The sequence below is a fragment of the Vibrio sp. La 4.2.2 genome, from assembly GCF_027586995.1.
GTDB classification, from domain to species: Bacteria; Pseudomonadota; Gammaproteobacteria; order Enterobacterales; family Vibrionaceae; genus Vibrio; species Vibrio mediterranei.
Genome location: NZ_JAPPTJ010000015.1, coordinates 1 through 19,644, shown reverse-complemented (window position 1 = coordinate 19,644; position 19,644 = coordinate 1). Strand labels below are relative to the sequence as shown.

The following is a 19,644-nucleotide window of genomic DNA, read 5'->3' as shown; positions in this document are numbered from 1 at the left end:
CCCTACAAAGGATATGAAGATGAAAGTGGCAGTGAAACCTATTTCAATTGCAGTTCTTGGTGGCATGCTAGCGATGGCGGGCCCAGCAATGGCAGATGAAATTAAGCTCCGAATTATCGAAACAACTGACATTCACACCAATGTCATGGACTATGACTATTACAAAGATAAGCCAACTCAGAAGATTGGTTTAGCTCGAGCTGCCACACTAGTAAAAGAAGCGCGTAATGAAGTAACGAACAGTGTTCTCGTTGATAACGGTGACCTTATTCAAGGTAGTCCGATGGGCGATTATATGGCGTCTAAGGGCATCAAGCCTGGTGAAACACATCCAGTCTATAAAGCGATGAATCAATTAGACTACGATGTGGGTAACATCGGTAACCACGAGTTTAACTACGGTCTAGAGTTTTTAGCGACAACATTGGAAGGTGCTAACTTCCCGTACGTCAGCGCTAACGTATTTGATAAGAAAACGGGCGAACACTACTTCAAGCCTTATTTAATCAAAACACACACCTTCAAAGACACTGATGGTAATGCTCACGAAGTTAAAGTTGGTTATATCGGCTTTGTTCCACCACAAATCATGGTATGGGATAAGAAGAACTTAGAAGGTAAAGTTTTCGCTAAAGACATTAAAGAAACCGCTGAAAAGCTCGTCCCTCAAATGAAAAAGGAAGGCGCAGACATTATTGTTGCGATTCCTCACTCTGGCGTTTCAAGTGACCCTTACAAAGCTGGCGCAGAAAACTCGACCTATTACTTATCTGAAGTAGACGGTATTGATGCCATTGCATTTGGTCACTCTCATGCCGTATTCCCTGGTAAAGGTTTTGACAATATTCAAGGCGTTGATAACCAAAAAGGTACAATTAACGGTGTTGCAGCAGTTATGCCTGGCCGTTGGGGTAGCCACGTCGGTGTGATGGATCTTGTGTTAGAACAAGATGGCGATAGCTGGAAAGTCGCGGAAGCGCAAACAGAAGCACGCCCTATTTTCGACGCTACCAATAAGAAACCACTTGTTGACGCTGATAAAGGCATCGTTAGCGCAGTCAAAGAAGATCACAATGCAACACGCGACTTCGTTAATCAACCTATTGGTAAAGCGAATGACGTGATGTACAGCTTCCTTGCTTTAGTGCAGGATGATCCTACGGTTCAAATCGTCAACTTAGCGCAAAAAGACTATGTAGAGACCATGATTCAAGGTGATCCGGACCTAGATGGTTTACCGGTACTTTCTGCTGCTGCTCCATTTAAAGCCGGTGGTCGTAAAAATGACCCAGCAAACTTCACTGAAGTCGAGTCAGGTCAGCTTACATTCCGTAACGCAGCCGACCTTTACCTCTATCCAAATACACTAGTTGCTCTGAAAGTAACCGGTAAAGAAGTCAAAGAGTGGCTTGAGTGCTCTGCTGGCCAATTCAAACAAATTGATGTGACATCAAGCCAGCCTCAATCGCTTATCGATTGGGATGGTTTCCGCACTTATAACTTTGATGTTATGGACGGGGTAAACTACCAGGTCGATGTCAGTAAGCCTGCTCGTTATGATGGTAACTGCAAACTACTTGATGGTAACAGTGAGCGAATCGTAGATCTTACCTACAAAGGTAAACCAATCGACATGAAACAAACCTTTATCATTGCGACTAATAACTACCGTGCATACAGCAACAAGTTCCCAGGTACAGGCAGTGACTTTATTGCGTTTGATTCACCGGATGAAAACCGTACTATCGTGGCCAACTACATCTCTAAAGTTAGCCAAGAAAAAGGTGAAGTCACACCAAGCGCAGATAACAACTGGCGTTTTGCTCCTATCAAAGCGGATGTTGCATTAGATGTTCGTTTTGAAACATCACCATCGGATAAAGCGGCACAGTTCATCAAGGACAAAGGTCAATATCCAATGAAGAAAGTCGCTACCGATGATGTCGGTTTCGCGGTTTACCAAATCGATCTACAAAAATAATTAAGTTAATCGATAATAAGCCACGCATAATGCGTGGCTTTTTTTTTGCTGTCCGTTTAGTCTAAGAAAAAACAGTGACAAGTGAGAACTATGATTAATTGGAACACTAAAACCTTTACCCAGCTAACCACACTTGAGTTGTATGAACTGTTGAAGCTTCGAGTCGACGTGTTTGTCGTAGAGCAAACCTGCCCTTACCCTGAGTTGGATAATCATGACCAAGTTAACGGAGTTCATCATTTAATGGGCTATGATGGCGACACTCTTGTCGCATGTGCAAGACTATTACCCAAAGGCACTACTTACGACTATGTGAGTATCGGTAGAGTCGCAACTAAAGCATCACATAGAGGTGGCGGACTTGGTCATGATCTCATTGTTCAAGCTAAACTGGAGTGCCAGCGCCTTTGGCCTAATGAAACCATAAAGATTGGCGCACAATCTCATCTACAAAAATATTATTCGCGACACGGTTTTGAAGCTTGCTCTGAAGAGTATATGGAAGACGATATTCCCCATATAGATATGAAACTTCTAAAATAAACAAAGGGGCCAATATAGGCCCCTTTGTTTATTGAATTGCTCTTAATTACTTCGTTGTCACTTACTACGACCGAAGCCTCCATCTGATAGTCTAAAGAACATGATGGACTGATCGCCACGTTCAATTTGTAGAATATCTAGATTACCTTCTGGGCTGAATTTGAACCGAATCAACTGACCTTGCTTAATACGACTTAACGGTTTGTCGCTTCCTTCTATTCTTGCTAACGAATTCAGGTCGGCCATAGATAACTGGTTTTTACGAAACACCTGCGCCAGTGTGTCACCTTTTTTGACGGTATACTCACGCCAATTGGTTTCTACTAACTGCTCAGACTGTACGCTGGAGGGTTGTTCGCTAAGAGACTCGGTATTAACACTTACAGCGATTCGCTGATTAGCCTGAGTCGCTTGAGCGGGTTCGTTCTTTTTGGTTGGGATGAGTAGTAATACCACCAATAGAGGAATTAGAACGCTTAATAGACGTCGATGAAGACGTGGAAGTCTCATCCAGAACGCCTTAATTTTTGACGTCCATTGTGAAACATCAGGCTTATTTATTTTCTTTAAGCTCGAAAAGTCGAGAGCCTGCCATTTGTCCTTTAGCACTTGAACGTGGTCAACTTTTTGCTTCTTTCTTTGACGACGATTCATTACATTCCGTCTCCTAATAAACAACCGCTTCAGTTTAAAAAAACCTGCGTTTAGAGTATAGGAAAATCGCAGGAATTACCTTTTATAGCAGTCAAATGTCACAACTTTAACAACGAAAACGAATTAATTAGTAAAAGTTGGTTAGAGCGTTTCGGTTTCACACTAGAACTGGTATCCTTTCACCTTCATTCGAATAGCAAGAGAGACCGTCATGTCTGACGTGAAATTAGAAACTGTAGAACAGAAAGCAAGCTATGGTATTGGTCTACAAATGGGCCAACAACTTGCAGGTAGCGGCCTTGAAGGCCTAAACGTAGACGCAATCGCTAAAGGCATTGCAACTGCGCTAACTGGTGACATGCCAGAAATCGAAATCGACGCAATCAATGCAGCTCTTCAAGAGCTTCACACTCGTGCAGAATCAGCTCGTCAAGAAGCGGCGAAAGCAGCGGCAGCAGACGGCGAAGCTTTCCTAAAAGACAACGCTCTACGTTCAGAAGTAACTGTTCTTGAGTCTGGTCTTCAATACGAAGTAATTACTGAAGGTACTGGTACAGTACCAACGGCAGAGAACACAGTACGTGTTCACTATCACGGTGAACTAACAGACGGTACTGTCTTCGACAGCTCAGTATCTCGCGGTCAGCCTGCAGAGTTCCCTGTGACTGGCGTAATTAAAGGTTGGGTTGAAGCACTTCAACTAATGCCTGTAGGTTCTAAGTGGAAACTATACATCCCTCAAGACCTAGCATATGGTGAGCGTGGCGCTGGTGCTGCTATCCCTCCATTCGCTGCTCTTGTATTTGAAGTAGAGCTTCTAGACATCCTAGCGTAATGTCACATTTAAATTGAATCTAAAGCAGTGCTATTAAGCGCTGCTTTTTTTTACGCTATGCTTTAACTATCAATAATTAATAGGACAAAGCATGACTAAAAGTGTGATTTTAACCTTAGCGATAACTACCACCTTCTCATTCAATAGCTACGCCGAATTCGATATATCTGGCGTTAGTTCTGACTCTGCGAGTAGTCTATTAAATAGCGCCTCTCAATTGGCTCAAACTAACTCACCAGTTGTCGACAACTTAGTTAAAGAGCTGTCGATTTCACCACAACAGGCAGCAACAGGCACTGGTGCGCTGCTTTCTCTAGCTAAAAATCAGTTGGGCTCAGGACAAAGGAGTGAGTTGAATTCACTAATTCCAGGGCTAAGTTCACTCACAAATAGTAGTTTACTCAGTTCCGTAGAGAATATGGAAAGTGTTAAAAATGCCTTTGCATCAGTAGGATTGGACCCAGCTTTGATCTCCCAGTTCACACCTGTGATTTTGGATTATCTGGGTACACAGGGCGCGAGCAGTGGCTTAATGAACTCGTTGGGTAGCTTATGGCAGCAATAGTCAACATTGCTACGCTATGTTCTATCGATAGCAAATTCTATAGATACAAAAAAGCCGAGCATAAATGCTCGGCTTTTCAGTTCTTACGAACCTACTGATTACTCAGCAGCAGCTTCTTCAGATGCTTCTGGGCGATCTACAAGCTCAATGTAAGCCATTGGAGCTTTATCACCAGCACGGAAGCCAGCTTTTAGGATACGAGTGTAACCGCCCTGACGAGCAGCAAAACGTGGACCTAGTTCGTTGAATAGTTTCGCAACTACTTCGTTATCACGAGTACGTGCAAATGCTAGACGACGGTTAGCAACACTGTCAGTCTTAGCTAGTGTAATCAAAGGCTCAACTACGCGACGTAGCTCTTTTGCTTTAGGCAATGTAGTCTTGATTACTTCATGACGTACAAGAGAGCTAGCCATATTGCTGAACATCGCTTTGCGATGGCTGCTGTTGCGGTTGAGTTGACGACCACTCTTACGATGGCGCATGACCTAATCCTTCTAACTAGTATCGATTAATCTTCAGCGATAGACGCTGGTGGCCAATTTTCTAGGCGCATGCCCAGAGAAAGACCACGTGATGCAAGTACGTCTTTAATCTCAGTAAGAGATTTTTTACCAAGGTTTGGCGTTTTAAGTAGCTCAACCTCGGTACGCTGTACAAGATCACCGATGTAGTGAATCGCTTCTGCTTTTAGACAGTTAGCAGAGCGAACTGTTAGTTCAAGATCGTCTACAGGACGCAGTAGAATAGGATCGAACTCCGGCTTCTCTTCCTTCTCCTCAGGAACACGTACATCACGAAGATCTACGAATGCATCCAATTGCTCAGCTAGGATAGTAGCTGCGCGACGGATAGCTTCCTCAGGTTCTAGAGTACCGTTCGTTTCCATATCGATAACAAGCTTGTCTAAGTCAGTACGCTGCTCAACACGTGCCGCTTCTACAGCGTAGGCAATTTTGTCTACTGGGCTGTAAGTTGCGTCAACAAGCAGACGACCGATTGGACGCTCATCTTCTTCAGTATGGATACGAGCTGAAGCTGGAACGTAACCGCGACCACGTTCAACTTTGATTCGCATAGAAATCTCAGCGTTGTCATCCGTTAGGTGACAAATAACGTGCTCGGGGTTAGCGATCTCTACATCACCATCATGGGTGATGTCACCTGCAACAACAGGGCCTGAGCCTGATTTGTTCAGTGTAATAAACACTTCATCTTTGCCTTCAGCAACGCGAACAGCTAGGCCTTTCAAGTTTAGAAGTATCTCAAGGATATCCTCTTGAACGCCTTCTTTAGTGCTGTACTCGTGCAGAACGCCTTCGATTTCAACTTCAGTCACTGCACAACCTGGCATAGACGAAAGTAAAATACGGCGAAGTGCATTACCTAGAGTGTGACCAAAGCCACGCTCTAATGGCTCAAGAGTTACTTTTGCGTGTGTCGTGCTGATCTGTTCGATGTCAACAAGACGTGGCTTAAGAAATTCTGTTACAGAACCCTGCATTGTGTCCTCTCTTTAGTTTAAACCTTACTTAGAGTAAAGCTCGACGATCAAGTGTTCGTTAATGTCAGCAGATAGATCTGAACGCTCAGGCATACGCTTGAATGTACCTTCCATCTTGCCAGCATCTACTTCAATCCAAGTTGGTTTTTCACGTTGTTCAGCAACTTCTAGAGCCGCTTTAATACGAGCTTGCTGTTTAGCTTTCTCGCGGATAGAAACAACGTCGTTAGCCGCAACTTTGAAAGAAGGAACGTTTACAACTTTACCGTTAACTAGGATAGCTTTGTGGCTAACTAGCTGACGTGCTTCTGCGCGAGTTGCGCCAAAGCCCATGCGGTAAACTACGTTATCTAGACGACCTTCAAGAAGCTGAAGTAGGTTTTCACCAGTGTTGCCTTTAAGGCGAGCTGCTTCTTTGTAGTAGTTACGGAATTGTTTTTCTAGAACGCCGTAGATACGACGAACTTTTTGCTTCTCACGAAGCTGAACGCCATACTCAGATAGACGACCGCGACGAGCGCCGTGTACACCTGGTGCGTTATCAATTTTACACTTGGTATCGATCGCGCGTACACCAGACTTAAGGAATAAGTCAGTACCTTCGCGACGGCTAAGCTTCAGCTTAGGACCCAAATATCTTGCCATGATTCTTCTCCAATTATCCTAGAAACGTTATACGCGACGTTTCTTAGGTGGACGACAACCGTTATGAGGGATTGGTGTCGCGTCAACGATGTTCGTGATGCGGAAACCAGCAGCGTTCAGTGCGCGAACAGTAGATTCACGACCTGGACCTGGACCCTTAACCATAACTTCCAAGTTCTTAAGACCGTATTCTTTAGCCATTTCAGCACAACGCTCAGCAGCAACCTGTGCAGCGAACGGAGTAGACTTACGAGAACCGCGGAAACCTGAACCACCTGCAGTAGCCCATGCTAGAGCGTTACCTTGACGGTCAGTGATAGTTACGATTGTGTTATTGAAAGAAGCATGGATGTGCGCAACGCCATCTGCAACTTGCTTGCGTACGCGCTTACGAGCGCGAGTTGGTTGTTTAGCCATTGTACTCTACCTTCCCGATTATTTCTTGATCGGCTTACGCGGACCCTTACGGGTGCGAGCGTTGGTTTTAGTACGCTGTCCACGTAGTGGTAGACTGCGACGATGACGAAGACCACGGTAACAGCCAAGGTCCATAAGACGCTTGATGTTCATTGATACTTCACGACGTAGATCACCTTCTACAGTGTACTTAGCTACACCATCACGCAGTTGATCGATCTGCTCTTCAGTTAGTTCACTGATCTTAACATCTTCAGCAATACCCACTTCAGCTAGGATAGCTTGAGAGCGAGTTTTACCGATGCCGTAGATCGCGGTTAGTGCGATTACAGCGTGTTTTTGATCAGGAATGTTAATGCCTGCTATACGGGCCATTATTCACTCCTAGTGTTTCTTAAAAAGAATAGCCGCAGCAAAGCCCGTTATGGATACGCTGCGGAGTGCTACTTCTTTTGCACGCAAAAGGTAGGCCGAGGAATATACTCGACCATACCTTTAATTTCAAGTAAAAATTTCTGCTTAATTAGCCTTGGCGCTGTTTGTGCTTTGGCTCACTGCAGATAACACGCACAACACCGTTGCGCTTGATAACTTTGCAGTTACGGCAGATTTTTTTAACGGAAGCACGAACTTTCATTGCTAAACTCCGTAAATGAAATCTGAGACTACCGCCGGATTAACGGCCGTAACCTTTCAGATTTGCTTTTTTCAACACAGAATCATACTGTTGTGACATCAGATGAGTCTGTACCTGTGCCATAAAGTCCATAATTACTACCACTACGATTAGTAGTGAAGTACCGCCGAAGTAGAAACGAACGTTCCACGCGACCATCATGAACTCGGGAATCAGACAGATAAAGGTAATATATAGAGCACCTGCAAGGGTAAGTCTAGTCATTACTTTATCAATATACTTAGCTGTCTGCTCACCTGGGCGGATGCCGGGTACGAACGCACCAGACTTCTTCAAGTTATCTGCTGTTTCACGCGGGTTGAATACCAACGCCGTGTAGAAGAAACAGAAGAATATAATCGCTGCAGCATAAAGCATTACATACAATGGTTGACCTGGGCTAAGAGCCAATGACACGTCAGTTAACCAACCGAACGCGCTGCTCTCACCATTTTGACCAAACCACTGAGCCAATGTTCCTGGGAACAGGATAATACTTGATGCAAAGATTGCTGGAATAACACCTGCCATGTTGATTTTCAACGGTAGGTGCGTGCTTTGTGCAGCAAACACTTTACGACCTTGTTGGCGTTTTGCATAGTTAACGACGATACGACGTTGACCACGCTCCATAAAGACCACAAAGTAAATAACTGCGAAAGCAAGTACAGCAATCAACAGCAGAAGAAGTACGTGCAGTTCACCTTGACGCGCTTGCTCGATTGTTTGACCGATTGCCGAAGGCAATCCAGCAACAATACCTGCAAAGATCAGAATGGAAATACCATTACCGATTCCACGCTCTGTAATTTGTTCACCTAACCACATTAAGAACATGGTACCAGTTACTAAACTTACGGTAGCAATTAGCGTAAACATGGTTTGGTTGATAACAACCAGATTATTGACCATGTTTGGAAGGCCAGTTGCGATACCTATTGCCTGGAATGTTGCAAGTACAAGCGTACCATAACGCGTATATTGGCTAATCTTACGACGCCCTGCCTCACCCTCTTTCTTGAGTTCGGCTAACGCTGGATGAACTACAGTTAGCAACTGGACAACAATCGAAGCCGAAATATACGGCATGATGCCCAGTGCTAAAATAGATGCACGCTCTAATGCACCACCGGAGAACATGTTAAACATTTCTACGATGGTACCTTTTTGCTGTTCGAACAAATCGGCAAGTACAGCCGCGTCAATACCAGGAATCGGCACAAAAGAGCCAGCGCGGAACACTAAAAGTGCACCAATTACAAATAAAAGGCGCGACTTGAGTTCGTTTAAGCCGCTCTTAGCACTACTAAAATCTTGTCCTGGTTTCTTAGCCATCTGTACCTCGTCCCTCGAGATTAATCCTCGATTTTACCGCCTGCAGCTTCGATTGCAGCTTTAGCGCCTTTAGTCACGCGTAGACCTTTAACAGTCACAGCTTTGTTGATTTCACCTGAAAGAACAACTTTTACAAATTCGATGTTCTTAGTGATAACGTTAGCTGCTTTAAGGCTGTTTAGGTCAACAACATCACCAGTTACTTTCGCTAGCTCAGCTAGACGAACTTCAGCAGACACTAGGCTCTTACGAGAAGTGAAACCGAACTTAGGTAGACGCTGTTTCAAAGGCATTTGACCGCCTTCGAAGCCTGGACGAACACTGCCGCCAGAGCGTGATTTTTGGCCTTTGTGACCACGGCCACCAGTTTTACCTAGGCCAGAACCGATACCACGACCTACGCGCTTCTTAGAAGGCTTAGAACCCGCAGCCGGTGATAGAGTATTCAAACGCATTCTGATTACTCCTCAACTTTAACCATGTAGTAAACCTTGTTGATCATACCGCGTACGCACGGAGTATCTTCAAGTTCTACTGTGTGGTTGATTTTACGAAGGCCAAGACCCTTTAGACACGCTTTGTGCTTAGGTAGGCGACCAATTGAGCTCTTAGTTTGAGTTACTTTGATAGTTGCCATGGTGTTCTTACTCCGAAATAGCTTCAACAGTTAGACCACGTTTAGCAGCAACCATTTCTGGTGACTTCATGCTGTCTAGAGCGTCGATCGTTGCACGAACGATGTTGATAGGGTTCGTAGAACCGTATGCTTTAGATAGTACGTTGTGTACACCTGCAACTTCTAGTACTGCACGCATCGCACCACCTGCGATAACACCCGTACCTTCTGCTGCTGGCTGCATGTAAACTTTAGAGCCAGAGTGGCGACCTTTCACCGGGTGGTGAAGAGTGCCTTCGTTTAGCGCTACAGTAACCATGTTACGACGCGCTTTTTCCATTGCTTTTTGAATCGCAGCAGGAACTTCACGGGCTTTACCGTAACCGAAACCTACACGACCGTTACCGTCACCAACTACTGTTAGTGCAGTGAAGCTCATGATTCGACCACCTTTAACCGTCTTAGAAACACGGTTAACTGCGATTAGCTTTTCTTGCAAATCACTAGCTTGTTGTTGTTCTTTAGCCATCTTCCAACCCTACCTTAGAATTTCAGACCAGCTTCGCGAGCAGATTCTGCTAGCGCCGCTACTCGACCGTGGTATTGGAAACCAGAACGATCGAATGCAACAGCAGATACGCCTTTCTCAAGCGCGCGCTCAGCAATAGCTTTACCTACTGCTTTAGCTGCATCGATGTTACCAGTACTCTTAACTTCTTCACGAATTGCTTTTTCTACCGTAGAAGCGGCTGCGATTACTTCAGAGCCGTTCGCTGCGATTACTTGAGCGTAAACGTGACGAGGAGTACGGTGTACTACTAGGCGAGTTGCACCCAGTTCTGCAATCTTACGACGTGCACGTGTAGCACGACGGATGCGAGATGCTTTCTTATCCATAGTGTTACCTTACTTCTTCTTAGCTTCTTTAGTACGCACATTTTCATCTGCGTAACGAACACCTTTACCTTTATAAGGCTCAGGCTCACGGTAAGAACGAATGTCAGCCGCTACTTGACCAACAAGTTGCTTGTCACAACCAGTGATCACGATTTCAGTTTGGCTTGGACATTCAGCTTTAATACCCGCTGGCAACTCGTGCTCAACTGGGTGAGAGAAGCCTAGTGTTAGACCTACAGCGTTGCCTTTGATAGCAGCACGGTAACCTACACCTTTAAGAGTTAGCTTCTTAGTAAAGCCTTCAGTAACACCAACAACCATGTTGTTTACTAGTGCACGAGCAGTACCTGCTTGTGCCCATGCGTTAGCAACACCGTCGCGTGGACCGAAAGTAAGGTTGTTCTCTTCTTGCGCAATAACTACAGCGTTGTTTAGAACGCGAGTTAGTTCGCCTTTAGCGCCTTTAACGGTAATTTCTTGACCGTTAAGTTTCACCTCTACGCCAGCTGGAATAGCGACAGGTGCCTTAGCAACACGAGACATAATCTACTCCTATTAAGCTACGTAACAGATGATTTCACCGCCAAGACCTGCTTTACGCGCAGCGCGGTCTGACATCAGACCCTTGGAAGTAGAAACAACAGCAATACCCAAACCGCCCATCACAGTTGGTAGCGAGTCTTTGTTTTTGTAGACACGCAGACCAGGACGTGAAACACGTTTGATTTGCTCAATTACAGGTTTCGCTTGGAAGTACTTAAGAGTAACTTCTAGCTCTGGTTTTGCTTCGCCTTCAACAGCGAAGTCAACGATGTAACCTTCAGCTTTCAGTAGTGCAGCAATTGCAACTTTAAGCTTTGAAGAAGGCATTTTAACAGCAACTTTGTTTGCTGCCTGACCGTTACGAATGCGGGTCAGCATATCCGAAATCGGATCTTGCATGCTCATAAGATTTACTCCAAATGATTAAGTGGCAATTACCAGCTAGCCTTACGAAGTCCAGGAATCTCGCCTTTCATGCAAGCTTCACGAACTTTGATACGGCTTAGACCGAACTTACGTAGGTAACCGTGTGGGCGACCAGTTTGGTTGCAACGGTTGCGCTGACGTGATGCACTTGAATCACGTGGAAGAGTCTGCAGTTTAAGAACCGCGTTCCAACGATCTTCTTCAGATGCGTTTACATCGCTGATGATAGCTTTTAGAGCTGCACGCTTTTCAGCGAACTTAGCTACTAGCTTCGCGCGTTTTACTTCGCGCGCTTTCATTGATTGTTTAGCCATAACAGTAACCCTTCACCTTACTTACGGAATGGGAAGTTAAAGGCAGCCAGCAGAGCTCGGCCTTCCTCATCGTTTGCAGCAGACGTCGTAATAGTGATGTCTAGGCCGCGAACACGATCTACTTTATCGTAGTCGATTTCCGGGAAGATGATTTGCTCGCGAACGCCCATGCTGTAGTTACCGCGTCCGTCAAAAGACTTAGCGCTAACGCCACGGAAGTCACGTACACGTGGAAGTGCGATAGAGATTAAACGCTCTAAAAATTCCCACATACGTTCGCCACGCAAGGTTACTTTACAACCAATTGGGTAGCCTTCACGAATTTTGAAACCAGCAACAGATTTACGCGCTTTAGTGATAAGTGGCTTTTGACCAGAGATCGTTGCCATATCAGCTGCTGCGTTTTCTAGCAGTTTCTTATCGTTGATTGCTTCACCAACGCCCATGTTTAGGGTGATTTTCTCAATCCTAGGGACTTGCATGACGCTTGAGTAGTTGAATTGTTTGGTCAATTCAGCAACTACAGACGACTTGTAGTAATCATGCAGTTTCGCCATAGTAGAACTCCAAATTACTTTCTAATTAGTTAGAAACAGTTTCGCCGTTAGACTTGAAGAAACGAACTTTCTTGCCATCTTCGATACGGAAACCGATGCGGTCAGCTTTACCAGTAGCCGCGTTAAAGACTGCAACGTTAGAAGCATCAATAGCTGCTTCTTGTTCAACGATGCCACCTTGTTGACCAAGAGCCGGTACAGGCTTCTGGTGCTTCTTAACAAGGTTGATACCTTCAACGATAACTTTACCGGTTGCTAGAACCTTAGTTACTTTACCTTTCTTGCCTTTATCTTTACCAGCAAGAACGATTACTTCGTCATTACGACGGATTTTAGCTGCCATGTTGACGCTCCTTACAGAACTTCAGGTGCTAGTGACACAATTTTCATGAATTTCGCATTACGAAGTTCACGAGTCACAGGACCAAAGATACGTGTGCCGACTGGTTGCTCAGTAGTGTCGTTTAACAATACACAAGCATTACGGTCGAAGCGAATGACAGAACCGTCTGGACGACGAACGCCTTTACGGGTGCGAACAACTACCGCCTTCAGAACATCACCTTTTTTAACTTTACCGCGAGGAATTGCTTCTTTCACAGTAACTTTGATGATGTCGCCGATGTGTGCATAACGACGGTGTGAGCCACCCAGAACCTTAATACACATTACCTTGCGCGCGCCAGAGTTATCTGCAGCGTCAAGTGTACTTTGCATTTGGATCATTGTTAGTGCTCCGCTAAATATTAAAAACTAGACCCTCTCGGGTCGGGCTGCCTCTTTAAAGGGACGCGAATTGTACCACCCTTTTTTGTGATTGGGTAGACAAAAAATAAGCGGCCCCAAAAAAAATTTGGAGCCGCTTGATTTTCATAAAAAAAACGATTAAATCTTCGCTTTTTCTACAATGCTAACCAAAGTCCAAGACTTCATCTTAGACAGTGGACGGCACTCACGAACTTCAACTGTGTCGCCAATGCCACACTCGTTGTTTTCGTCATGTGCGTGTAGTTTAGTCGTACGCTTTACGAATTTACCGTAAATTGGGTGTTTAACCATGCGTTCGATTGCAACAACAATAGACTTGTCGCCTTTGTTGCTAATTACACGACCTTGTTGAGTACGGATTTGTTCGCTCATTATGCGCCTGCCTTCTCAGTCAAAACAGTTTTCACACGTGCGATATCACGGCGTACAGCTTTCAGAGTATGAGTTTGCTGTAGCTGACCAGTTGCAGCTTGCATGCGCAAGTTGAACTGTTCGCGTAGCAAATTCAAAAGCTCAGCGTTAAGCTCTTCAACGTTTTTTTCGCGTAGATCTTGTGCTTTCATCACATCACCTGCTTAGTTACAAATGTAGTTTTGAACGGCAGTTTGCGAGCCGCTAGGCGGAACGCTTCACGTGCCAACTCTTCAGGTACACCGTCCATTTCGTACATAACCTTACCAGGTTGGATTTGGGCTACCCAGTACTCAACGTTACCTTTACCCTTACCTTGACGAACTTCTAGTGGTTTTTCTGTGATAGGCTTGTCTGGGAATACACGAATCCAGATTTTACCTTGACGCTTAACGTGACGCGTCATTGCACGACGAGCCGCTTCGATCTGACGAGCAGTAAGACGACCACGACCAACAGCCTTAAGACCGAATGTGCCGAAGCTTACGTCTGTACCTTTAGCTAGACCACGGTTGCGACCAGTCTGAACCTTACGGAACTTAGTACGTTTAGGTTGTAGCATCTGTCGACTCCTTACTTACGGCCTTTGCGCTGCTTCTTAGGCTTATCGCCTTTTGGCTCTACAGCGTTAGCTGCTGGCATACCGCCTAGAATCTCACCTTTGAAGATCCAAACTTTAATGCCGATCACACCGTATTGAGTGTGAGCCGAAGAAGTTGCGTAATCAATGTCAGCACGTAGAGTGTGTAGAGGCACACGGCCTTCACGGTACCACTCAGAACGTGCGATTTCAGCGCCGCCTAGACGACCGCTTACTTCCACTTTGATACCTTTAGCGCCAAGACGCATAGCATTTTGTACCGCACGCTTCATAGCACGACGGAACATAACACGACGCTCAAGTTGAGACGCGATGCTATCAGCCACAAGTTGGCCGTCTAGCTCAGGCTTACGTACTTCAGCGATGTTAATTTGCGCTGGTACACCTGCGATTTTAGCTACAGCTGTGCGTAGCTTCTCAACGTCTTCGCCTTTCTTACCGATAACAACGCCAGGACGAGCAGTGTGAATAGTCACACGGATGCTCTTAGCTGGACGCTCGATAACGATGCGTGAAAGAGACGCTTTTGCTAGTTCCTTAGTAAGGAACTGACGTACCTTGAAGTCGCCGTCTAGGTTGTCAGCGAATTCTTTGGTGTTAGCAAACCATGTAGCATTCCAAGGCTTAACGATGCCAAGACGAATACCATTAGGATGTACTTTCTGACCCATTGCTTATCTCCTAGTCTTAAGCGTCTGCAACAACAACAGTGATGTGGCAAGAACGCTTCAAGATACGGTCCGCACGGCCTTTTGCACGAGGCATAATACGCTTCATGATTGGGCCTTCATCTACGAAGATTTTAGCGACTGATAGATCGTCGATATCTGCACCTTCGTTGTGTTCCGCATTCGCGATTGCTGATTCAAGAACTTTCTTAACTAGTACAGCAGCTTTTTTGTTGCTGAAAGTTAGTAGTTCAAGAGCTTGATCCACGTTTTTACCGCGGATTTGGTCTGCAACTAAGCGAGCTTTCTGTGGAGAAATACGAGCAAAGTTATGTTTAGCGATAGCTTCCATCATCTACTCCTTATTTCTTCTTAGCTTTCTTATCAGCAGCGTGGCCGCGATAAGTGCGAGTTGGTGCAAATTCGCCCAGCTTGTGACCGATCATTTCTTCGGTTACGAATACTGGTACGTGCTGACGACCATTATGGACAGCGATGGTCAAACCAATCATTGATGGAATGATCATTGAACGACGGGACCAAGTCTTAACAGGCTTTTTGTCTCCGCTTTCCACCGCTTTCTCTACCTTCTTCAGCAAGTGTAGGTCAATAAATGGACCTTTCTTGAGAGAACGTGGCATGGCGATTCCTCTTTATAGATTACTTGTTACGACGACGTACGATGTACTTGTCAGTGCGCTTGTTCTTACGAGTCTTAAAGCCTTTAGTTGGCTGACCCCAAGGAGATACTGGGTGACGGCCACCAGAAGTACGACCTTCACCACCACCGTGTGGGTGGTCTACCGGGTTCATTACCACACCGCGAACGGTTGGACGAACACCGCGCCAGCGGCTAGCACCAGCTTTACCTAGTTCGCGTAGCATGTGCTCAGCATTACCTACTTCACCGATTGTTGCACGGCCTTCAGATAGTACTTTGCGCATTTCGCCAGAACGTAGGCGTAGAGTTACATATGCACCATCGCGAGCGATGATTTGTGCGTATGCACCTGCAGAACGAGCAATTTGTGCACCTTTACCAGGTTTCAGTTCAACACAGTGTACTGTAGAACCTACTGGGATGTTGCGCATCGGCAGAGTGTTACCTGCTTTGATAGGCGCATCAACACCAGACTGGATAGAGTCACCCGCTTGGATGCCTTTTGGTGCAATGATGTAGCGACGCTCACCGTCTGCGTACAGAACTAGAGCGATGTTTGCGCTACGGTTTGGATCGTATTCTAGGCGCTCAACTTTCGCTGGGATGCCATCTTTAGTACGTTTGAAATCAATCAAACGATAGTGATGCTTGTGACCACCACCGATGTGACGTACTGTGATACGACCGTTGTTGTTACGACCACCGTTCTTAGAGTTTTTCTCTAGAAGTGGAGCGTAAGGCTTACCTTTGTGTAGGTCAGCGTTAACAACTTTAACTACGTGACGACGACCAGGGGAAGTCGGCTTACATTTAACAATAGCCATTGTTTAACTACTCCTGTTATTCCGCACCGCCAACGAAGTCAAGATCTTGACCTTCCGCCAGAGTCACATACGCCTTCTTAACGTCGCTGCGGCGACCTTGACGTAGACCTTGACGTTTAGTCTTACCCTTAAGAATAAGAGTATTTACAGACTTAACTTCAACTTCAAATAGCTTTTCTACAGCTGCTTTGATCTCTTTCTTAGTTGCATCTTTAGCTACTTTGAAAACGATAGTGTTCGCTTTCTCTGCTGCCATAGTTGCTTTCTCAGAGATATGAGGAGCACGTAGAACTTTTAGGATACGCTCTTCAGTGATCATGCTAGCATCTCCTCAACTTGCTTAACTGCTTCTGCAGTAATTACAACTTTGTCGAACGCGATTAGTGAAACTGGGTCGATACCAGCAACGTCACGTGCGTCAACTTTGTATAGGTTACGAGCAGCTAGGAATAGATTCTCATCTACTTCGCTAGTCACGATAAGCGCATCTGTTAGCTCAAGCTCTTTTAGCTTAGCTACAAGCTCTTTGGTTTTTGGAGCTTCTACAGAGAAGTTATCAACAACGATTAAACGCTCTTGACGAACTAGCTCAGAAAGAATGCTCTTCATAGCACCGCGGTACATTTTTTTGTTTACTTTTTGGCTGTGATCTTGTGGTTTCGCAGCAAAAGTAACACCACCTGTACGCCAGATAGGGCTACGAATTGTACCAGCACGAGCACGGCCAGTACCTTTTTGACGCCATGGCTTAGCGCCACCGCCAGATACTTCAGAACGAGTCTTTTGAGCACGAGTACCTTGACGAGCACCTGCTGCAAAAGCAACAACTACTTGGTGTACAAGAGCTTCGTTGAAGTCACGTCCGAAAGTAGTCTCGGAAACAGTTAGTGCATCAGCACCTTTAACCATCAATTCCATTACTTACTCCTAGACGTTAAGCTTTAATAGCTGGTTTTACGATCACGTTGCCGCCAGTTGCGCCTGGGACTGCACCTTTAATAAGAAGCAGATTGCGCTCAGCGTCAACACGTACGATCTCTAGGTTTTGAGTCGTTACACGCTCAGCACCCATGTGACCTGCCATTTTCTTGCCTTTAAATACGCGACCTGGAGTTTGGCATTGACCAATTGAACCCGGAGCACGGTGAGACAATGAGTTACCGTGTGTCATATCTTGAGTAGCGAAGTTCCAACGCTTAACAGCGCCTTGGAAACCTTTACCCTTAGATGTGCCAGTAACGTCTACTTTTTTTACGTCGTTGAAAAGTTCTACGTTTAGCTCAGCGCCAACTTCAAACTCTTCACCGTTTTCCAAACGGAATTCCCAAAGACCACGACCTGCTTCAACACCTGCTTTCGCAAAGTGGCCAGCTTCTGGCTTAGAAACACGGCTAGCTTTCTTTTCGCCTGCAGTTACCTGGATTGCTGCATAACCGTCAGTATCAAGTGTACGTACTTGAGTTACACGGTTCGCTTCAACCTCAACAACTGTTACAGGGATAGAAACGCCTTCTTCGGTAAAAATGCGGGTCATACCCACTTTACGTCCGACTAGACCAATCATTCTTCTAATCTCCCTTAACCTAGGCTGATTTGAACATCAACGCCAGCAGCAAGATCAAGACGCATTAGAGCGTCAACAGTTTTGTCTGTTGGCTCAACGATGTCGATCAAACGCTTGTGAGTACGGATTTCGTACTGGTCACGTGCATCTTTGTTGACGTGTGGAGAGATAAGAACAGTGAAACGCTCTTTACGAGTAGGTAGTGGAATTGGACCACGAACCTGTGCGCCGGTACGCTTAGCTGTTTCAACGATTTCCGCAGTAGACTGGTCGATTAGTTTATAATCGAAAGCCTTTAGGCGGATACGAATACGTTGGTTCTGCATGAGACAGAGCTCCAATAATTAATTATTACACAAACAATATCGCCACTCATACTCGCGAAGGCGAGAGAATGCCGATTGATTTATGTGAAACCGTAGCACTCTAATTGAGCGCATTGTCAGCTAATTTTCGATTAGCCTACTATCAATGATAGCGGGTTAATTGTATTAACTGCGAACATAAGCTGAGTCTACGTTACTAAGTGATTTACCGAGGTAATCCACTTACTCCTCTTTGCTCATTGGTTCACAACTGGCTTAACCAGTGCGACGCATTATACAGATCACAAAAAGGTATGCAAGGGGTGAGGGAAAATTAATCAGAAATGTCATTTAAAAAGGGCTCAAGCTGGTTGCTTAAGCCCTTGGAAACCATTTAGCCTGATTATTCTTCGTCGACGAACTGTGCTTGTAAGTAGTTTTCTATACCGACTTTTTCAATTAGTCCCAATTGAGTCTCTAGCCAATCGACATGCTCCTCCTCATCTTCGAGAATATCTTGGAACAGATCTCTTGAGACGAAATCGCGCGTATCTTCTGCATAAGCAATAGCATCTTTTAAGTCTGGTATCGCATCCATCTCAAGCTTAAGGTCGCACTCGAGCATCTCTTTGGTGTCTTCTCCGATCATGAGCTTCCCCAAGTCCTGGAGGTTGGGTAGACCTTCCAAAAATAATATACGTTCAATAAGATGATCAGCGTGTTTCATCTCATCGATAGATTCATGGTATTCCTTATCGGCTAGATGCTTTAGCCCCCAGTCTTTGTACATTCTTGCGTGAAGGAAGTATTGATTGATAGCAACGAGTTCATTGCCCAGTATTTTGTTGAGATGTTGAATTATGATTGGATCGCCTTTCATGACAAAAACCTCCTCTTTGGCTCATTAATAACTGTAGAACCTATTGGGGAGGTGTCAAAGTGACCAGACGAAGGTCTTGAGGTTAGCTTACTTTTGCAAGCTGAAGCGTCTGTGTTTCGCTCAAGATTTCTTTAGCTTGTTTCACACACTTACCACATTGAGAGCCAAGAGAAGTGCATTTTCTGATGGTGCGCATATCGCTGATACCCTCTTCGATAGCAAGCTTACGCAGTTTTTTATCAGAGATGCCGTGGCAAAGACAAACAAACATAATACAACCTTAAACAATTCACGGATATAAATATAAACGAGAATTGTTAGCATTACTAGTATTATTTTGGGTTGAGGTGGCAGCAATCAGCTAACCCACTGAACAAGAAATACATTTAGTTGCGCAAAAAAAAAGAGGAGCCTAAGCTCCTCTTTTTATGTTTATTGCGATTATCAACTAAAT

The 19,644-nt window shown here is 45.1% G+C and carries 35 protein-coding genes; 4 read left to right on the top strand and 31 right to left on the bottom strand.

Annotated elements, in window-relative coordinates:
* Positions 1-19: 19 nt before the first annotated feature.
* Both cpdB and OH456_RS23440 read left to right on the top strand, forming a co-directional pair.
* Complete coding sequence (cpdB, locus tag OH456_RS23445) at positions 20-1,981, top strand: 2',3'-cyclic-nucleotide 2'-phosphodiesterase (RefSeq protein ID WP_006073211.1); 1,962 nt, start codon at positions 20-22, stop codon at positions 1,979-1,981.
* A gap of 90 nt (positions 1,982-2,071) precedes the next feature.
* On the top strand, positions 2,072-2,524 hold the full coding sequence (locus tag OH456_RS23440) for a GNAT family N-acetyltransferase (RefSeq protein WP_124940544.1): 453 nt from the start codon (positions 2,072-2,074) through the stop codon (positions 2,522-2,524).
* Positions 2,525-2,581: 57 nt separating this feature from the next.
* Here the strand turns inward: OH456_RS23440 and OH456_RS23435 are convergent, their stop codons facing one another.
* Positions 2,582-3,178, bottom strand: coding sequence for a LysM-like peptidoglycan-binding domain-containing protein (locus OH456_RS23435; RefSeq protein WP_124940543.1), 597 nt, complete (start codon positions 3,176-3,178; stop codon positions 2,582-2,584).
* A 211-nt stretch (positions 3,179-3,389) separates the two neighbouring features.
* On the opposite strand from OH456_RS23435, the gene OH456_RS23430 reads away from it, so the two are divergent.
* Both OH456_RS23430 and OH456_RS23425 read left to right on the top strand, forming a co-directional pair.
* Entirely contained in the window at positions 3,390-4,013 is a 624-nt protein-coding gene (locus OH456_RS23430; protein ID WP_062462312.1) for an FKBP-type peptidyl-prolyl cis-trans isomerase, read from the top strand.
* Positions 4,014-4,104: 91 nt separating this feature from the next.
* Complete coding sequence (locus OH456_RS23425; RefSeq protein WP_270034327.1) at positions 4,105-4,578, top strand: DUF2780 domain-containing protein; 474 nt, start codon at positions 4,105-4,107, stop codon at positions 4,576-4,578.
* Between the two features lie 98 nt (positions 4,579-4,676).
* Here OH456_RS23425 and rplQ read toward each other — a convergent pair whose 3' ends face one another.
* The 30 genes from rplQ to OH456_RS23275 form a co-directional block, all read right to left on the bottom strand.
* Complete coding sequence (gene rplQ / locus OH456_RS23420; protein WP_031493230.1) at positions 4,677-5,063, bottom strand: 50S ribosomal protein L17; 387 nt, start codon at positions 5,061-5,063, stop codon at positions 4,677-4,679.
* 26 nt (positions 5,064-5,089) lie between these two features.
* Positions 5,090-6,082 carry a DNA-directed RNA polymerase subunit alpha gene (locus tag OH456_RS23415; RefSeq protein WP_038228852.1) on the bottom strand — a complete coding sequence of 331 codons (993 nt, stop codon included), beginning with the start codon at positions 6,080-6,082 and terminating at the stop codon, positions 5,090-5,092.
* 24 nt (positions 6,083-6,106) lie between these two features.
* Positions 6,107-6,727 (bottom strand): 30S ribosomal protein S4, encoded by a 621-nt coding sequence (gene rpsD, locus OH456_RS23410; RefSeq protein ID WP_031493229.1) that lies wholly within the window; start codon positions 6,725-6,727, stop codon positions 6,107-6,109.
* A gap of 27 nt (positions 6,728-6,754) precedes the next feature.
* Complete coding sequence (gene rpsK, locus OH456_RS23405) at positions 6,755-7,144, bottom strand: 30S ribosomal protein S11 (RefSeq protein WP_001118870.1); 390 nt, start codon at positions 7,142-7,144, stop codon at positions 6,755-6,757.
* An 18-nt stretch (positions 7,145-7,162) separates the two neighbouring features.
* Complete coding sequence (gene rpsM / locus OH456_RS23400) at positions 7,163-7,519, bottom strand: 30S ribosomal protein S13 (RefSeq protein WP_005450559.1); 357 nt, start codon at positions 7,517-7,519, stop codon at positions 7,163-7,165.
* Between the two features lie 148 nt (positions 7,520-7,667).
* On the bottom strand, positions 7,668-7,781 hold the full coding sequence (rpmJ, locus tag OH456_RS23395; RefSeq protein WP_000868186.1) for a 50S ribosomal protein L36: 114 nt from the start codon (positions 7,779-7,781) through the stop codon (positions 7,668-7,670).
* Positions 7,782-7,820: 39 nt separating this feature from the next.
* On the bottom strand, positions 7,821-9,155 hold the full coding sequence (gene secY, locus OH456_RS23390) for a preprotein translocase subunit SecY (protein WP_006075579.1): 1,335 nt from the start codon (positions 9,153-9,155) through the stop codon (positions 7,821-7,823).
* Between the two features lie 20 nt (positions 9,156-9,175).
* Complete coding sequence (gene rplO, locus OH456_RS23385; protein ID WP_006075578.1) at positions 9,176-9,610, bottom strand: 50S ribosomal protein L15; 435 nt, start codon at positions 9,608-9,610, stop codon at positions 9,176-9,178.
* 5 nt (positions 9,611-9,615) lie between these two features.
* Positions 9,616-9,792: a 50S ribosomal protein L30 gene (gene rpmD / locus OH456_RS23380; RefSeq protein ID WP_004410429.1), complete on the bottom strand. Its 177-nt coding sequence runs from the start codon at positions 9,790-9,792 to the stop codon at positions 9,616-9,618.
* 7 nt (positions 9,793-9,799) lie between these two features.
* Positions 9,800-10,300 carry a 30S ribosomal protein S5 gene (gene rpsE, locus OH456_RS23375; RefSeq protein ID WP_006075577.1) on the bottom strand — a complete coding sequence of 167 codons (501 nt, stop codon included), beginning with the start codon at positions 10,298-10,300 and terminating at the stop codon, positions 9,800-9,802.
* 14 nt (positions 10,301-10,314) lie between these two features.
* A complete protein-coding gene (gene rplR, locus OH456_RS23370) occupies positions 10,315-10,668 on the bottom strand; it encodes a 50S ribosomal protein L18 (protein WP_006075576.1) in 354 nt (117 codons plus the stop codon).
* Between the two features lie 9 nt (positions 10,669-10,677).
* The gene (gene rplF, locus OH456_RS23365; protein ID WP_031496829.1) at positions 10,678-11,211 is read right to left on the bottom strand and encodes a 50S ribosomal protein L6; all 534 of its coding nucleotides are present in this window, start codon (positions 11,209-11,211) and stop codon (positions 10,678-10,680) included.
* 12 nt (positions 11,212-11,223) lie between these two features.
* Entirely contained in the window at positions 11,224-11,616 is a 393-nt protein-coding gene (rpsH, locus tag OH456_RS23360; protein WP_006075574.1) for a 30S ribosomal protein S8, read from the bottom strand.
* 29 nt (positions 11,617-11,645) lie between these two features.
* Positions 11,646-11,951 carry a 30S ribosomal protein S14 gene (gene rpsN, locus OH456_RS23355; RefSeq protein WP_006075573.1) on the bottom strand — a complete coding sequence of 102 codons (306 nt, stop codon included), beginning with the start codon at positions 11,949-11,951 and terminating at the stop codon, positions 11,646-11,648.
* Between the two features lie 17 nt (positions 11,952-11,968).
* Entirely contained in the window at positions 11,969-12,508 is a 540-nt protein-coding gene (gene rplE, locus OH456_RS23350) for a 50S ribosomal protein L5 (RefSeq protein ID WP_006075572.1), read from the bottom strand.
* Between the two features lie 25 nt (positions 12,509-12,533).
* The gene (rplX, locus tag OH456_RS23345; protein ID WP_006075571.1) at positions 12,534-12,851 is read right to left on the bottom strand and encodes a 50S ribosomal protein L24; all 318 of its coding nucleotides are present in this window, start codon (positions 12,849-12,851) and stop codon (positions 12,534-12,536) included.
* An 11-nt stretch (positions 12,852-12,862) separates the two neighbouring features.
* Complete coding sequence (gene rplN, locus OH456_RS23340; RefSeq protein ID WP_006075569.1) at positions 12,863-13,234, bottom strand: 50S ribosomal protein L14; 372 nt, start codon at positions 13,232-13,234, stop codon at positions 12,863-12,865.
* A gap of 159 nt (positions 13,235-13,393) precedes the next feature.
* Positions 13,394-13,648 (bottom strand): 30S ribosomal protein S17, encoded by a 255-nt coding sequence (rpsQ, locus tag OH456_RS23335; RefSeq protein WP_006075722.1) that lies wholly within the window; start codon positions 13,646-13,648, stop codon positions 13,394-13,396.
* On the bottom strand, positions 13,648-13,839 hold the full coding sequence (rpmC, locus tag OH456_RS23330; RefSeq protein WP_004736737.1) for a 50S ribosomal protein L29: 192 nt from the start codon (positions 13,837-13,839) through the stop codon (positions 13,648-13,650). Before rpmC ends, rpsQ begins: the two co-directional genes overlap by 1 nt.
* Positions 13,839-14,249: a 50S ribosomal protein L16 gene (rplP, locus tag OH456_RS23325; protein WP_006075723.1), complete on the bottom strand. Its 411-nt coding sequence runs from the start codon at positions 14,247-14,249 to the stop codon at positions 13,839-13,841. Before rplP ends, rpmC begins: the two co-directional genes overlap by 1 nt.
* A gap of 11 nt (positions 14,250-14,260) precedes the next feature.
* Complete coding sequence (gene rpsC, locus OH456_RS23320; RefSeq protein WP_006075724.1) at positions 14,261-14,959, bottom strand: 30S ribosomal protein S3; 699 nt, start codon at positions 14,957-14,959, stop codon at positions 14,261-14,263.
* Between the two features lie 16 nt (positions 14,960-14,975).
* Positions 14,976-15,308 carry a 50S ribosomal protein L22 gene (gene rplV / locus OH456_RS23315; protein ID WP_031495620.1) on the bottom strand — a complete coding sequence of 111 codons (333 nt, stop codon included), beginning with the start codon at positions 15,306-15,308 and terminating at the stop codon, positions 14,976-14,978.
* 10 nt (positions 15,309-15,318) lie between these two features.
* Positions 15,319-15,597 carry a 30S ribosomal protein S19 gene (gene rpsS, locus OH456_RS23310; protein WP_031495622.1) on the bottom strand — a complete coding sequence of 93 codons (279 nt, stop codon included), beginning with the start codon at positions 15,595-15,597 and terminating at the stop codon, positions 15,319-15,321.
* 19 nt (positions 15,598-15,616) lie between these two features.
* Complete coding sequence (rplB, locus tag OH456_RS23305; protein ID WP_031495624.1) at positions 15,617-16,441, bottom strand: 50S ribosomal protein L2; 825 nt, start codon at positions 16,439-16,441, stop codon at positions 15,617-15,619.
* 16 nt (positions 16,442-16,457) lie between these two features.
* Complete coding sequence (gene rplW, locus OH456_RS23300) at positions 16,458-16,760, bottom strand: 50S ribosomal protein L23 (protein WP_031495626.1); 303 nt, start codon at positions 16,758-16,760, stop codon at positions 16,458-16,460.
* On the bottom strand, positions 16,757-17,359 hold the full coding sequence (gene rplD, locus OH456_RS23295) for a 50S ribosomal protein L4 (RefSeq protein WP_038228833.1): 603 nt from the start codon (positions 17,357-17,359) through the stop codon (positions 16,757-16,759). Before rplD ends, rplW begins: the two co-directional genes overlap by 4 nt.
* Positions 17,360-17,375: 16 nt before the next feature.
* Positions 17,376-18,005, bottom strand: coding sequence for a 50S ribosomal protein L3 (gene rplC / locus OH456_RS23290; protein WP_006075756.1), 630 nt, complete (start codon positions 18,003-18,005; stop codon positions 17,376-17,378).
* 14 nt (positions 18,006-18,019) lie between these two features.
* A complete protein-coding gene (rpsJ, locus tag OH456_RS23285) occupies positions 18,020-18,331 on the bottom strand; it encodes a 30S ribosomal protein S10 (protein ID WP_031495630.1) in 312 nt (103 codons plus the stop codon).
* Positions 18,332-18,713: 382 nt separating this feature from the next.
* Positions 18,714-19,190 (bottom strand): bacterioferritin, encoded by a 477-nt coding sequence (bfr, locus tag OH456_RS23280; RefSeq protein ID WP_038228832.1) that lies wholly within the window; start codon positions 19,188-19,190, stop codon positions 18,714-18,716.
* 82 nt (positions 19,191-19,272) lie between these two features.
* The gene (locus tag OH456_RS23275; protein ID WP_062462315.1) at positions 19,273-19,461 is read right to left on the bottom strand and encodes a (2Fe-2S)-binding protein; all 189 of its coding nucleotides are present in this window, start codon (positions 19,459-19,461) and stop codon (positions 19,273-19,275) included.
* Positions 19,462-19,644: the final 183 nt, after the last annotated feature.